The 13,716-nt window shown below is 44.9% G+C and carries 16 protein-coding genes; all 16 read left to right on the forward strand.

Annotated elements, in window-relative coordinates; genetic code table 11:
* The first annotated feature begins 11 nt into the window (after positions 1-11).
* The 16 genes from P343_RS29165 to trpA all read left to right on the forward strand — a co-directional run bounded on the left by P343_RS29165 (position 12) and on the right by trpA (position 13,692).
* Positions 12-1,058, forward strand: a complete 1,047-nt coding sequence (locus tag P343_RS29165) for an NAD(P)H-dependent glycerol-3-phosphate dehydrogenase (protein WP_023510381.1) — start codon at positions 12-14, stop codon at positions 1,056-1,058.
* Positions 1,059-1,124: 66 nt separating this feature from the next.
* On the forward strand, positions 1,125-1,388 hold the full coding sequence (locus P343_RS29170) for a stage VI sporulation protein F (protein WP_023510382.1): 264 nt from the start codon (positions 1,125-1,127) through the stop codon (positions 1,386-1,388).
* A gap of 334 nt (positions 1,389-1,722) precedes the next feature.
* Positions 1,723-3,210, forward strand: coding sequence for a stage IV sporulation protein A (spoIVA, locus tag P343_RS29175; RefSeq protein WP_031263989.1), 1,488 nt, complete (start codon positions 1,723-1,725; stop codon positions 3,208-3,210).
* A 329-nt stretch (positions 3,211-3,539) separates the two neighbouring features.
* Positions 3,540-3,812, forward strand: a complete 273-nt coding sequence (locus P343_RS29180) for an HU family DNA-binding protein (RefSeq protein WP_023510384.1) — start codon at positions 3,540-3,542, stop codon at positions 3,810-3,812.
* A 289-nt stretch (positions 3,813-4,101) separates the two neighbouring features.
* Positions 4,102-4,665, forward strand: coding sequence for a GTP cyclohydrolase I FolE (folE, locus tag P343_RS29185; RefSeq protein ID WP_023510385.1), 564 nt, complete (start codon positions 4,102-4,104; stop codon positions 4,663-4,665).
* A gap of 27 nt (positions 4,666-4,692) precedes the next feature.
* Positions 4,693-4,923 carry a trp RNA-binding attenuation protein MtrB gene (gene mtrB, locus P343_RS29190; RefSeq protein ID WP_023510386.1) on the forward strand — a complete coding sequence of 77 codons (231 nt, stop codon included), beginning with the start codon at positions 4,693-4,695 and terminating at the stop codon, positions 4,921-4,923.
* Between the two features lie 85 nt (positions 4,924-5,008).
* Entirely contained in the window at positions 5,009-5,773 is a 765-nt protein-coding gene (locus P343_RS0118890) for a heptaprenyl diphosphate synthase component 1 (RefSeq protein ID WP_023510387.1), read from the forward strand.
* Between the two features lie 20 nt (positions 5,774-5,793).
* A complete protein-coding gene (locus P343_RS29195; protein ID WP_084297780.1) occupies positions 5,794-6,516 on the forward strand; it encodes a demethylmenaquinone methyltransferase in 723 nt (240 codons plus the stop codon).
* 62 nt (positions 6,517-6,578) lie between these two features.
* On the forward strand, positions 6,579-7,547 hold the full coding sequence (locus tag P343_RS29200; RefSeq protein WP_031263992.1) for a polyprenyl synthetase family protein: 969 nt from the start codon (positions 6,579-6,581) through the stop codon (positions 7,545-7,547).
* Between the two features lie 90 nt (positions 7,548-7,637).
* The gene (gene ndk / locus P343_RS29205) at positions 7,638-8,060 is read left to right on the forward strand and encodes a nucleoside-diphosphate kinase (RefSeq protein ID WP_023510390.1); all 423 of its coding nucleotides are present in this window, start codon (positions 7,638-7,640) and stop codon (positions 8,058-8,060) included.
* A 34-nt stretch (positions 8,061-8,094) separates the two neighbouring features.
* Positions 8,095-8,883: a CheR family methyltransferase gene (locus P343_RS29210; protein ID WP_023510391.1), complete on the forward strand. Its 789-nt coding sequence runs from the start codon at positions 8,095-8,097 to the stop codon at positions 8,881-8,883.
* A gap of 325 nt (positions 8,884-9,208) precedes the next feature.
* Positions 9,209-10,234, forward strand: a complete 1,026-nt coding sequence (gene trpD / locus P343_RS29215; RefSeq protein WP_023510392.1) for an anthranilate phosphoribosyltransferase — start codon at positions 9,209-9,211, stop codon at positions 10,232-10,234.
* Positions 10,235-10,238: 4 nt separating this feature from the next.
* On the forward strand, positions 10,239-11,021 hold the full coding sequence (gene trpC, locus P343_RS29220; protein WP_031263994.1) for an indole-3-glycerol phosphate synthase TrpC: 783 nt from the start codon (positions 10,239-10,241) through the stop codon (positions 11,019-11,021).
* Positions 11,005-11,676, forward strand: a complete 672-nt coding sequence (locus P343_RS29225; RefSeq protein WP_023510394.1) for a phosphoribosylanthranilate isomerase — start codon at positions 11,005-11,007, stop codon at positions 11,674-11,676. The genes trpC and P343_RS29225 overlap by 17 nt, the downstream gene beginning before the upstream one ends.
* On the forward strand, positions 11,648-12,877 hold the full coding sequence (trpB, locus tag P343_RS29230; RefSeq protein WP_023510395.1) for a tryptophan synthase subunit beta: 1,230 nt from the start codon (positions 11,648-11,650) through the stop codon (positions 12,875-12,877). Before P343_RS29225 ends, trpB begins: the two co-directional genes overlap by 29 nt.
* Positions 12,874-13,692: a tryptophan synthase subunit alpha gene (trpA, locus tag P343_RS29235; RefSeq protein ID WP_023510396.1), complete on the forward strand. Its 819-nt coding sequence runs from the start codon at positions 12,874-12,876 to the stop codon at positions 13,690-13,692. The genes trpB and trpA overlap by 4 nt, the downstream gene beginning before the upstream one ends.
* Positions 13,693-13,716: the final 24 nt, after the last annotated feature.

The following is a 13,716-nucleotide window of genomic DNA, read 5'->3' on the forward strand; positions in this document are numbered from 1 at the left end:
GAGGCAGTGCGATGAAGAAAGTAGCAGTTATTGGCGCAGGAAGCTGGGGTACCGCACTTTCAATGGTTCTGGCGGATAACGGTTACAAAGTTTCACTTTGGAGCCATAGAAAAGAACAGGCAGATGAGATTCTGAATGAGCATACGAACGAGAAGTATCTTCCCGGTGTCGTTCTCTCTGACCGGATCGAAGGAACAAGCCAATTAGGTAACGCACTTGATCAGGCTGCGGCGATATTGCTCGTTGTTCCCGCTAAGGCAATGAGGGATGTTCTTCGTCAAATAAAAAGTAGTTTGAAACAGCCTGTGCTGTTTATTCATGGCGTAAAGGGAATCGAGCCAGGATCGTTTAAAAGGATGTCTGAGGTGATCGAGGAAGAGATACCTGAGACATTGAGAACGGCTGTGGTTGTCCTTTCAGGGCCAAGTCACGCTGAGGAAGTCTCGCTTAGGCATCCAACAACAGTCGCTGTTGCATCCTCAAATCTTGAAGCTGCGAAAAAAGCGCAGGATCTCTTCTTCAACCACTATTTTCGTGTCTATACCAATGAAGATACGGTTGGTGTCGAAATTGGCGGCGCATTGAAAAATATCATTGCGCTAGGTGCAGGAATATTGGACGGCCTTGGATACGGTGACAACGCTAAAGCAGCGCTCATTACGAGAGGTCTCGCTGAAATATCCAGACTTGGAACGAAAATGGGGGCGCATCCTTTAACGTTCATAGGTTTAACGGGTATGGGCGATTTGATCGTCACCTGTACCAGTATCCACAGCAGGAACTGGAGAGCCGGTAATTTACTTGGCAAAGGTGAAAAGCTGGATGCTGTATTACAACAGATGGGCATGGTTGTTGAAGGTGTCCGGACTGCTGAGGCCGCAAATGCACTCGCACTTAAAATGAACATTGAAATGCCGATTACCGCGGCTATTTATCAGGTGCTGTTCGATGGAAAACACCCGAAAGACGCAGTTGATGAGCTGATGGATCGTGACAAGAAAGATGAGATTGCTCCGCTTTCACACAGTCTTGCTGAAAAAATCGTTCGAGAGCAGTAAGCTTTGGCACACCGTTTCTTTTTTCTGCATACCATGTAGGGAATGCAGGGAAAAGGAGGACGTTCATTGGATTCCAATAATCCTTTTTTTGATAACATTGAAAAGAAGACGAACGTGAAGAAAGAGGATATCCTTGAGATAGCCAATTCAGTATCAAACGCTGATTTCAGCGATCCTAAGGTGGTCAGGGACCTGATTGCCAGGATTGGGAGCACGGCGGGGGTTCCGGTTTCAAAAGAAAAGGAAGAGGCAATTGTGAAAGCCATTACCTCTGGCAATATGCCAAGCAGCTTCTCATCTTTGTCAAAAATTTTTGGCCCAAAACATTAGTATTGGGCCGTCGTCAGCGACAAACGAAGTAGGAATAGCATAATTTATAGGTGCGTCAATCATTCTGCAAGAGCTGAAAGGCGTGGAAGGATTTAGTCAAACGGGAGAAAACATTTATGTTTTCCCCCGCTTTTTTTTATATTACAGGCATAAAAAAACAATTGGACAATATTTTAATAGGGATAGGCGGTTGAAAAATCGGCTGCTGGTCCAGTTTTGAATAGATCGCTTTGGAAAGTCCAATTTTATTGGCATATTCAATGGACAAAGTCATATGTTAAGAACGATCACCGAGGTAATTTAGTGCAGAAGGAGGAGCGGGAGGGTGCCAACTTTGGAAAAACTTGAACGAGTGGACATTTTTAAGGACATTGCTGAACGAACCGGCGGAGATATTTATTTGGGCGTTGTCGGGGCCGTCCGAACCGGGAAATCGACATTTATCAAGAAATTCATGGAACTCGTAGTTTTGCCGAATATTGAAGATGAGGCAGATCGCGTACGTGCGAAGGATGAATTGCCTCAAAGCGCAGCGGGCAAACAGATTATGACGACAGAGCCCAAATTTATTCCCAATCACGCGGTAAAAGTAACCGTAGAGGAGGGGCTTGATGTCAATATCCGGGTGGTCGATTGTGTCGGCTATGCCGTCAAAGGAGCAAAAGGTTTTGAAGATGAGAATGGCCCGCGCATGGTGCACACTCCATGGTATGATGAACCCATTCCGTTCCAGGAAGCAGCGGAAATCGGGACTCGCAAAGTCATTCAAGAGCATTCAACGCTGGGTGTTGTCATTACGACCGACGGATCCATCGGTGAAATTGGCCGTGATGATTATGTGGAAGCGGAGGAACGGATTGTCGATGAACTGAAAGAGGTTGGAAAACCGTTCATCCTGATCATCAATTCCACGCATCCTTATCATCCGGAGACTGAAGCTCTGAGAAAGGAAATGTCTGAGAAGTATGATATTCCGGTGCTCGCGCAAAGCGTGGAGAACATGACGGAACATGACATCAATAACATATTACGGGAAGCGTTGTTTGAATTTCCTGTTCTTGAAGTGAATGTTAACCTGCCAAGTTGGGTCATGGTGCTGAAGGATGAGCACTGGCTGAGGAAGAGTTACGAAGATGCAGTCAAAGAAACGGTGAAAGATATTAAGCGTCTCCGTGATGTCGACCGGGTTGTTGGCACTTTTGGCCAATACGATTTCATCGAAAACGCACAGCTCTCAGGTATTGAGATGGGCAAAGGAACCGCTGAAATTGACCTCTTCGCGCCGGATAATCTCTATGATCAAGTGCTCAAAGAAGTGGTTGGTGTTGAGATTCGAGGTAAAGATCATCTGCTTCAACTGATGCAGGAATTTGCTCATGCAAAAAGAGAGTACGACCAGGTCGCCGATGCCCTCAAGATGGTCAAACAGACTGGCTATGGTATCGCAGCTCCATCAATCAGTGATATGAGTCTTGATGAACCTGAGATTATCAAGCAAGGTTCGCGCTTCGGTGTTCGCTTGAAGGCTGTCGCTCCATCGATTCATATGATCAAAGTTGATGTCGAGTCGGAATTTGCACCAATCATCGGTACAGAAAAACAGAGTGAAGAACTTGTCCGTTATTTAATGCAAGACTTTGAGGATGATCCGTTATCCATTTGGAACTCTGATATTTTCGGAAGGTCACTCAACTCCATCGTTCGCGAAGGCATTTCAGCAAAACTCGCGCAGATGCCTGAGAACGCGCGATATAAGCTGAAAGAGACATTGGAGCGCATCATCAATGAAGGTTCCGGAGGCTTAATCGCCATTATTCTATAAGGCTAGTACAGCCAGCCATTGAAGAACAAGATCCCATCTTAAGGGGTCTTTTTTCTTAGGCTTAAATGTTGATGTTAAATGTTGATGAAGATAGCAGGAACCAAAAATGAAAGCTATAACTTAACAGGGGAAAATCTGTTGACGTGTTTTTGCAACAGATAAAGACAACGACCATTATTTTTAGGCCAAATAGGGTTAAAAAGCCGTAGATATGGCAATATTTTTATAAAAGCTGTTGAAATCTTCCATCACATCGTATATGATAAGCGTTGTTGATGTTTCATCCAGCGCAAAAAGGGAGTTATTCCTTTTTTAAGGAGGTGAAAGTGTTGAATAAGACTGAATTGATTACTGCGGTTGCGGAATCTGCTGAACTGTCAAAAAAAGATGCTACAAAAGCGGTTGATTCTGTCCTGTCAACGATTGCCGACGCTTTAAAGAGCGGAAGCAAAGTTCAATTAATCGGATTTGGCAACTTTGAAGTTCGCGAACGTTCTGCTCGCAAAGGTCGCAATCCTCAAACGGGCGAAGAAATCGAAATCAGCGCAAGCAAAGTTCCAGCATTTAAACCTGGTAAAGCATTGAAAGAAGCCGTCCAATGATCTGCAATTACATAGGACGTACGTAAGCGGGAGCCATCCATAGGGATGGCTCTTTTTGAATGATCATCAACGCTCTCTCACTGTAACTTTTGAATAAATATTTGGTTAAGGTCAACTTTTCTTTATTTTTATGTTGGCCTATGCTAGAATTTTTTACTAGGACAAGTGAACAGCGATTACATAGTTATTTTAAGAAAGCATGGGAATAAATGCGCACACAAATGATATTTGTATAAAGGTGTGTTAACGATTTGTTCTTGCGGGCAGGATAGATTGGGAGGCAGCATCTGTGAATGTGGATCACGAGAAAATAGAGAAAGCCGTTAGGATGATTCTCGAAGCGATTGGAGAAAATCCTGACCGAAACGGGCTTCTAGAGACACCTCAACGTGTAGCGCGAATGTATGAAGAGATTTTCCAAGGAATGCGGCAGGATCCGAAAGCATATTTGTCGAAGACTTTTGATGAAGCTCACGAGGAACTAGTGCTCGTTAAAGATATTCCATTCTACTCAATGTGTGAGCATCACCTGGTTCCCTTTTTTGGAAAGGCTCATGTGGGATACATACCTAGAGGCGGACGTGTGACCGGACTTAGTAAGTTGGCACGAGCCGTCGAAGCGGTCGCCAAAAGGCCGCAGCTTCAGGAACGGCTAACGACCGAAGTAGCGGATAGCATTGTTGAGACATTGCGGCCGTACGGCGTAATCGTTGTTGTTGAAGCGGAACATATGTGTATGACGATGCGTGGTGTCAAAAAACCCGGTGCGAAAACCATTACTTCGGCAGTTCGAGGTGTCTTCCAGAAGGATTCGACAGCAAGAGCAGAAGCGATGTCATTAATTAATCATTAATCCATATCGGAAAGCGGGGAGCTGTTGATGGAATTGAGAAACGAAGAGGTATTGGGCGATTATTTTGTGATTAAAGCAGAAGCGGACGGAGTTAATGTGATCGGCTTGACTCGAGGATCTGAAACACGTTTCTTTCACACGGAAAAGCTGGATAAAGGTGAAGTGATGATTGCCCAGTTCACGGAACACACCTCGGCAATAAAGGTACATGGGAAAGCAACCATTCAGACCAAGCATGGTACGATAACATCAGAATGAAGGTACACTGTCCTGTAACTGCCATGGAAACGTTTCATGACTTTGGACAAGTTGATTGTTGACTATTTGCATGGGAGGTACTGTATTGTCGATCAATGAAGAAGTGGAGTTGGTCTATCATCAGCTTTTGGATGAGCTGAATCACCCATATGTTCATAAAATATTACCAAAACCCTCGATTGATCGGGATAAACTCATGATCTATTACTTAATGTTTCGAAATATAGAATCAAGAGTTGTTGCCGGTGCTTGCGCAAAGAGTATTATGGTTGCGGAAATAGGGCTGGGCACTCATGAAACAATGACTGTTCGTAAGCTGGACGAGAAAGATTCAGTCAAGAAAAGGCAATTGACTGTACTGTCTGGAGACTTTTACAGTGCTCTTTACTATTATTCACTCGCGCGACAATCGAAGCTGGATGTTGTCAAATGGGTTGCACAGGCTATTCAAGTTTTTAATGCTAGAAAATGCGATTTCTCTTATTCAAAATATAGTCTGGATTGGACTCAAACTGTAGAAGCTGTTAAGAAAATTGAGAGCGCTCTAGTGGCAAAAATTGCCGTACAATTAGGGCATGAACATTTTATCCCGTATCTGAGTGATTTTTTTCTTATTAAAAGGCTTGTTGTTGAAAGAAAAATTCAAGATGCCCCAGATTACTCGGGTTACTTTTCACGAAATACCAATGGTACATCTGTTCATTTCGTAGAAAAGCTTGATAGCGAAATCAAAATGAACGTGTCGCGCTTTTTTGAAGTATTGAAAAAAACGGATAAACACTCTGAATTGCTTTCACAGGTTCTTGAATACCTGAATGGGAGAATGGGACAGATTGCTGAATTGCGTTAAAGAAAGGATTTTCAAGGATGATGGATCAGGAAGAAAAACACGAGAAGGTTCATCGTGTTTTCCAAAAAATTTATAGAAAATACGACGCGATGAATTCACTGATCAGTTTCAACCGCCATAAAGCTTGGCGTCGAAAAGCGAATCAGATTGTTTCAGCTGAAAAAGGCGACCATGTGATCGATGTTTGTTGCGGCACTGGTGATTGGACGATTTCGCTTGCAGAAGCGGTTGGTCCAGAGGGAAGCGTGGTCGGCTTGGATTTCAGTGATAATATGCTGAAAATCGCCAATTCGAAAAAGGAAGCATCTCAACTGGAAAACGTGATTCTGGTTAATGGAGACGCGATGAGCATTCCTTATGAAGAAGGATCATTCGATCGAGCGACCATTGGTTTCGGTTTGAGAAATGTTCCGGACTACTTAACTGTTTTGAAGGAAATCAACCGAGTGCTGCGGCCAGGGGGAACGCTTGTCTGTATGGAAACCTCACAAACAAAAATCCCTGTGTACCGCCAACTTTATCTTTTTTATTTTCGAATCATCATGCCACTTCTTGGCAAACTCTTTGCGGGGAGTTACAAGGAATACGCTTGGCTCAACGAGTCTGCTTCTAAGTTTCCAGATCAGGAAACGTTAACAGGGCTTTTCGTGAATGCAGGGTTTGAACAGGTTTCAGTCAATTCTTTGATGGGCGGTATTGCAGCCATTCATTCGGCAAGGAAACCGGTCATTATTAATAAGTAAGCCCATGAATGAAACAAGGTGGAATGAACAGTTATAACGGATGGCAACGAAAGGTGAAAGAGATGACCCTGTCCAGAATTTATAGTGAACAAAAAAGAAACTTAAAAATGATTGAAAAAAGATTGGAATCTGTGCTTAAAACCTCACATCCAATCCTGAGCGAAGCGTCACTAGAACTTCTTAAAGCAGGGGGAAAGCGAATTCGACCGCTGCTGACACTGCTTTGTGCTCAGTATGGGGATCCTGATCGAAGAGAGGTCATGGATTCTGCAGTCATGCTTGAATTGATTCACATGGCTTCGCTCGTTCATGACGATGTTGTTGATGATTCTGAGCTACGACGAGGCAAGCCGACGGTTAAGGCAAAATGGGATAATAGAGTAGCCATGTTTACCGGCGATTATATTTTTGCGAAAGCAATTGAACTGATCTCAGATTTTAAGAATCCGGAAGTGCATCTCAGTATTTCAAAAGTGATTCGCGATCTTAGCTTAGGTGAGATTGACCAGATTAAGGAACTTTATAACTGGAAACAGAATTTACGCGTCTATCTGAGGAGAATTAAGCGCAAAACAGCACTGCTAATGGCGCTCAGCTGTCAGCTGGGGGCGCTCGCATCCGGCTGTTCATCATATGTAGCTATGAAACTCTTCTATTTTGGTTATTATATGGGTATGAGTTACCAAATTACTGATGACATTCTTGATTTTGTCGGGACAGAAAAGCAGCTTGGCAAGCCGGCAGGCGGGGACTTGAAAAACGGGAATATCACTTTGCCAACGTTTTTTGCCTTGAATACATTCGGCTTGCGTGAATCTATTCTTCAAGTGCTTGAGACAGATCATCCGGACGCGGAGACTTGGGCACAAGTGATACAATCTATACGCGATTCCGGGGCAATTCAAGCATCTGAACGCTTAAGTGACGCCTATCTGCGCAAGGGTCAGGAAATTTTGGATCGGCTACCGCAACAAAGGGTTACGCGTTCATTGAAGGAGATAGCAAATTATATTGGAACAAGAAACTATTAAATAAGCTGTATGCGAACTTTCTTCACGAAAGTAGGCTTGCCTGGTTACTGCAAACAGACGGTCAGCATGGCTTTGGGGGGCATGATGAAGATGGAGAGAACATTCTTGATGGTCAAACCGGATGCTGTGAGAAGAGGCTTGATCGGCAGTATTATCGCACGTTTTGAAGCAAAAGGATTTAAAATGGTTGCCGGAAAACTGATGCAAATTTCTGACGAACTGGTTAAGAAACACTATTACGAGCATGAAGGCAGGCCCTACTATCAAGATCTCACTACCTTTATGACGTCAGGACCGGTTTTCGCGATGGTTTGGGAAGGCGAAGATGTTATCAAACTCTCAAGATTTATGATGGGCTCGACGGATCCAGAAAAAGCGGCACCAGGAACTATTCGCGGGGATTATGCGACCCGGATGAACCGCAACGTTATTCATGGTTCCGACTCTCCTGAAAATGCAGAACGCGAAATTCATTTGTTTTTCGATGAGCGCGAATTTGTAATTAATAAGTGATTCAGACTATGAATAGCGGGTTGGGGAAAAGCAGATGAACGAAACAATCGATCAAGACTATGAACAATTTAAACGACTGTTCTTTCAGCTTACCGGCATTAATTTGTCTTTATATAAAGAGGAACAAATGAAACGCCGCCTGAATTCGCTCAGATTGAGGAAAGAGATCCCTTCATTTGTAGATTATTTTCACCAGCTGAAAGATAATAAACATTTGCTAGACGAGTTTTTAAGCAGAATGACGATTAACGTGACTGAATTTTTTCGAAATCGATCAAGATGGGATATCCTAGGGGGAAAAATTCAAGAATTAGCATCGTCCGGAAAACGGTTGAATGTTTGGAGTGCAGCGTGTTCAACGGGAGAAGAACCTTACTCCTTGGCTTTGCTGCTCAGCAAGTACATGCCGCAATTGAATTTTTCGATTGTCGCAACTGACATCGATCGAAGAGTTCTGGATCAAGCAAGAACGGGTGCTTACTTAGAAAAAGCGATTGAACCGCTGAATCCGGATGAACGGCAGCAGTTTACGCAAAAAGGCATGCTTTATTATGTAAATCCGCGACTGAAGCAAACGATTCAGTTTCTTCAGCATGATCTCCTACGTGATCCAAGTCCAGGAACTTTCGACTTGATTGTTTGCCGTAATGTGTTAATCTACTTTACCGAAGATGGAAAAAAGAAAATCTATCACAAATTTAGTGATGCATTACAGCCAAATGGGATTCTGTTTGTTGGGAGTACGGAGCAGATCTTTAACGCATCCACTTATCATTTGCGATCGACTGAAACTTTTTTTTATGAAAAGACAAATAATGAGTGACACGCATAAGTGGTTCAGCTCATTTTATTTGTTGAAAGCAACCAACCGCAATTGACAGAAGTTGCAGACTTGATTATGATGAGAATACGCTATTAGTTTGTTAGCTAATGGCTGGTCGGATGGCACCGCAGGGTGCGATCGGCCAAAGTTAGAGATGAGAAAAGTGAATGAGCAGAGTTGAGAAGAGCTGAGGGTTACCCACAATTATTGCCATTACACCCACAGGACTTCACCTGTGGTTTTTGTGTATCTGGCCTTTTATAGAGATATATCCCCTCTTTTGACACTCACACCCGCTCATTCCTCAAAATGAGGAGTGGAGCCCATGTTTCAAGAAAAGTTAAAAGATTTAGTAGCAGGAAAAAAATTGTCGGAACAAGAAGCCGCAGCGATGATGGATGAAATTATGGAAGGAAAGGCATCTTCAAGCCAGATCGCCGCTTTTCTATCCCTTTTAAGCATGAGGGGTGAAACAGTAGAAGAATTGGCGGGATCTGTACGCAGTATGCGCGCACATGCCAAACCGCTTCATTATGCCTTTCCTGTGCTTGACATTGTCGGTACCGGTGGGGATGGAACCGCGACATTCAATATTTCAACAGCCTCAGCTATCCTTCTTTCCGCACTTGGCGTCAATGTAGCAAAGCATGGCAACCGCTCTGTGTCTTCTACTAGCGGGGCTGCTGACGTGCTGGAAGCTTTGGAAATTGATATTCAGTCGACTCCGGAACTTGCAGCTTCTTTGCTTGACCGTACACATATGTGTTTCCTCTTTGCACCGCTTTACCATGCCTCAATGAAATACGCAATCGAGCCTCGAAAAGCTTTGGGATTCAGAACTATATTTAATATGCTTGGCCCACTGACCAATCCGGCTGGAGCGCAGCGGCAGTTACTGGGCGTTTACAGCAAGCCGCTTGCTGAAATATATGCTCAGGCGATCGTCAAGCTCGGGACAGAGCGGACGCTTGTCGTTACCGGAGAAGACGGAATGGATGAACTGACAATCGCCGGACGCACGGACGCTTTTTTGATTGAAAATGGCAAGATAACCACCTTCACCATTACCCCTGAGGAAGTCGGTCTAAACTCCGGCAGACTGGAAGATATTCAAGTCGAGAACCCAAAAGAAAGTGCCGAATTAATCGAGGCTGTTTTCTCTGGAAATACGAAAAATGCGACGGCGATAAATGCCGTACTTCTGAATGCCGGCGCTGGTCTGTTTGTTGCCGGAAGAACAAGCTCGATCGCTGAAGGTGTCCATGAAGCGAGAGAAGCGATTAATACAGGAGCGGGACTTGATCAGCTCAATCTGATGCGCCGCCAAACTAAGGAAGCTGCTCATGCCTGAGTCCATACTTAATCGCATTCTGCAGACTAAATTGGAAGAGTTGGCGGTTTTTAAGATGCCGGAGATAACCAGAGAAAAAGGACACTATTCTCTGAAAAAAGCACTGGATAATTCGAATCATGAATTGGGGCTAATAGCTGAAATCAAGCAGGCTTCGCCATCGAAAGGTGTATTCGCCCGCAGCATCAATGCAACGAGTGTTGCGCAATCTTACGAAAGAGCCGGTGCTGACGCGATCAGCGTTTTGACCGATCGCACTTATTTTCACGGATCGATTGAAAACCTGATAAAAGCTACAAACAACGTGCAACTGCCTGTACTCCGAAAAGACTTCATTATTGATGAACGGCAAATTGAAGAAGCCAATCGTTGCGGTGCTGATGCTATCCTGCTGATTGCCGCAGCACTTGATCCGCAGAAACTGCATGACCTGTACTTGGCGGCGAAAGCAAGAGGACTTGAATCGTTGGTCGAGGTGCATAGTACCGATGAAGCTGAGCGGGTTCTACGGGTATTCACTCCGGAAATAATGGGCATTAACAACCGGAACCTTAACACATTTGAAACGCGTCTGGCTGTCACGGAAGCTGTCGGTAAATCAATACCTGAGGAAGTGCTCATGGTTAGTGAATCCGGTGTTCATACGGCAGAAGATGTTCGTTTTCTTCGTAATCATCGGGCAAGAGCAGCACTTGTCGGCGAAGCATTGATTTGTTCGGATTCCCCAGAGCATAAAATTCGCGAATTGTTTGGTGAGGTTGTGAGAAACAATGCGTCCCTTGCTTAAATTTTGCGGCAATCATTCCTATGAGGATCTGAAATTAACGGCTTCAAGCAAAGCAGATTTTATTGGCTTCATTTTTACTGAAAAGAGCCGTCGGACAGTCTCAGCTGCACAAGCAGCAGGCTGGCTTGAACAGCTTGGAACAGTCCTCAAAAAGAAAATGGTCGGTGTATTTGCCAACGATTCACTTGAACAGGTTAAACTCGTGATCAAGACAGTGCCGCTTGACATTGTGCAGCTTCACGGAAGCGAGACACCGCGACAAACCGCGGCAATAAAACAGTCGTTAGGCTTGCCTGTATGGAAGGCGCTCCATCATGGAGCAGATACACTTCAACAGATGCGCCGGTATGATGGCTTAGCAGACGGTTTTGTCATTGACACTAAGGTAAACGGGCAGCTTGGCGGAACGGGTGTTTCCTTTGATTGGACAGCTGTTCCGGACTATATGCGCGAGGCTAAGCGCCAGCGCGTTCCCTGCCTGATCGCCGGTGGAGTGACGCCTGATAATATTGATGCACTGCTCAACTATCAGCCCATGGGCATAGATCTTGCTTCAGGTATTGAACGGGCATTTCACAAAGACAGTGAACAAATTCGGAAAATTGAAGAAAAGGTGTGGATGAATCGTGATCAGACAACCTCAACTGGAGGATAAATTCAGGATAGATGAAAAATGCAGATACGGAAAATTTGGGGGAAGATATGTTCCGGAAACATTGATGCATGCGCTCCTGGAACTTGAGCAGGGCTTTAAAGACGCGATCAATGATCCATCATTTTTGCATGAATATCACCAGATCCTTCATGATTATTCAGGCCGACCGACTCCGGTTACCCATTGCGAGCGGCTTAGCACGAAGATCGGAGGCGCGCAAATTTACTTGAAACGTGAAGACTTGAACCATACCGGCGCCCACAAGATCAACAATGCCGTTGGGCAGGCGCTGCTCGCTCGTAGGATGGGAAAAAAGCGGATCATTGCTGAGACTGGCGCCGGTCAGCACGGTGTAGCCTCGGCGACCGTAGCGGCATACTTTGGCATGCCATGCAAAGTGTTCATGGGAGCTGTTGACGTGGAGCGCCAGGCACTGAATGTTTTTCGAATGAAGCTGCTCGGTGCCGAAGTTGTTCCGGTGCACTCCGGTAATGGTACTTTAAAGGATGCAGTTAATGAAGTGCTTCGTTACTGGGCCGCAAATGTTGAAGATACTGCTTATATTGATGGTTCCGTGGTTGGACCGCACCCTTATCCAATGATTGTTCGTGATTTTCAGCGCATTATCGGCGATGAGGCAAGAGAACAAATGATACAGAAAGTCGGCAAGCTACCGGATGCCGCTTTTGCCTGTGTCGGAGGAGGCAGTAACGCAATGGGACTGTTCACTGCATTTCTCAAAGATCCTGTTCAGCTCTTTGGCGCTGAAGCCGGCGGAAAAGGGACGGATACAGATGAACATGCGGCTACATTAACAAAGGGTAGTGTCGGTATTGTACACGGTATGAAAACCTACCTACTTCAAGATCAGAACGGTCAGATCATAGAACCGTATTCTATTTCAGCTGGGCTGGACTATCCGGGAATCGGACCGGAACATGCCTACCTTGCTGATTCAGGACGAGCAATTTATGAAGCAATTACCGACGATGAAGCTGTGGATGCACTCATTGAGTTATCCGAATTAGAAGGAATTTTACCTGCTTTGGAAAGCGCACACGGACTCGCTTTGGCAATGAAGAAGACTAAGACCATGAACCCGAATCAGACTGTACTCGTTTGCTTGTCGGGCCGTGGCGACAAAGATGTGCAGACCATACTTCACGTGATGGAAGATAGGAACGGAGGGATTGCACAATGACAGCCAGAATGAGCGAATACGTAAATAAGAAAAAAGATATGATGTTTATACCCTTTATCACTGCAGGCGATCCGAACAAAGAGGCAACAATTGAACTAGCTCTGATGCTTGAGTCTGCCGGAGCAAACGCGCTTGAGCTTGGCATTCCGTATTCTGATCCTCTCGCCGATGGTCCTGTGATCCAGAAAGCATCGAAAAGAGCGCTTGAACATGGCATGACTTTGCGCCAAGCGATGCGGCTTGTAAAAGAAATGCGTGACAATGGCCTGAAAATACCTGTTATTATATTTACTTATGCAAATCTTTTGCTGCAGTTAGGAACGGATACTTTTTTCCAAGAGGCAAAGGAGAACGAAATCGACGGTTTGCTTGTTCCTGATCTCCCTTACGAAGAGAGCAGAGCGCTTGCCAAAACTTGTGATGAACAGGCGATTAGTTTGATTTCACTTGTTGCCCCGACGACATCAGACCGCAGGCTTCAAGCAATCTGTTCTGAGGCACAAGGCTTTGTATATTGTGTATCGTCACTCGGCGTAACAGGAGTAAGGAAAACGTTTCACCCAGACGTTTTTCCTTTTCTGGAGCGTGTCAGAAAGGTGTGCGATCTACCGATTGCAGTCGGGTTCGGTATCTCATCAAGAGAACAAGTCGTGGAACTTGAACACCATGCCGACGGATTTATCGTTGGAAGTGCCATTGTTTCGCAAATCGGACAGAGAGCAGACCAACTGGCAGATCCCAAATCGCGCCATTCTGCCCTGAACGAAATCAAGCAAGTGCTTTGCAAATCGCTGCTTATTAAGTCGATCGTCTAAGTAAAAGAAGCGAAGAATGTGCTT

Source organism: Sporolactobacillus laevolacticus DSM 442 (genome assembly GCF_000497245.1).
Lineage (GTDB): Bacteria > Bacillota > Bacilli > Bacillales > Sporolactobacillaceae > Sporolactobacillus > Sporolactobacillus laevolacticus.

Bases quoted from the DNA above. Each gene is read 5' to 3' on its own strand.
- P343_RS29165 (WP_023510381.1), top strand. From the start codon at position 12: ATGAAGAAAGTAGCAGTTATTGGCGCAGGAAGCTGGGGTACCGCACTT.
- mtrB (WP_023510386.1), top strand. From the start codon at position 4,693: ATGGAATTGAGAAACGAAGAGGTATTGGGCGATTATTTTGTGATTAAA.
- P343_RS29195 (WP_084297780.1), top strand. From the start codon at position 5,794: ATGGATCAGGAAGAAAAACACGAGAAGGTTCATCGTGTTTTCCAAAAA.
- P343_RS29200 (WP_031263992.1), top strand. From the start codon at position 6,579: ATGACCCTGTCCAGAATTTATAGTGAACAAAAAAGAAACTTAAAAATG.
- ndk (WP_023510390.1), top strand. From the start codon at position 7,638: ATGGAGAGAACATTCTTGATGGTCAAACCGGATGCTGTGAGAAGAGGC.
- P343_RS29210 (WP_023510391.1), top strand. From the start codon at position 8,095: ATGAACGAAACAATCGATCAAGACTATGAACAATTTAAACGACTGTTC.
- trpD (WP_023510392.1), top strand. From the start codon at position 9,209: ATGTTTCAAGAAAAGTTAAAAGATTTAGTAGCAGGAAAAAAATTGTCG.
- P343_RS29225 (WP_023510394.1), top strand. From the start codon at position 11,005: ATGCGTCCCTTGCTTAAATTTTGCGGCAATCATTCCTATGAGGATCTG.
- trpA (WP_023510396.1), top strand. From the start codon at position 12,874: ATGACAGCCAGAATGAGCGAATACGTAAATAAGAAAAAAGATATGATG.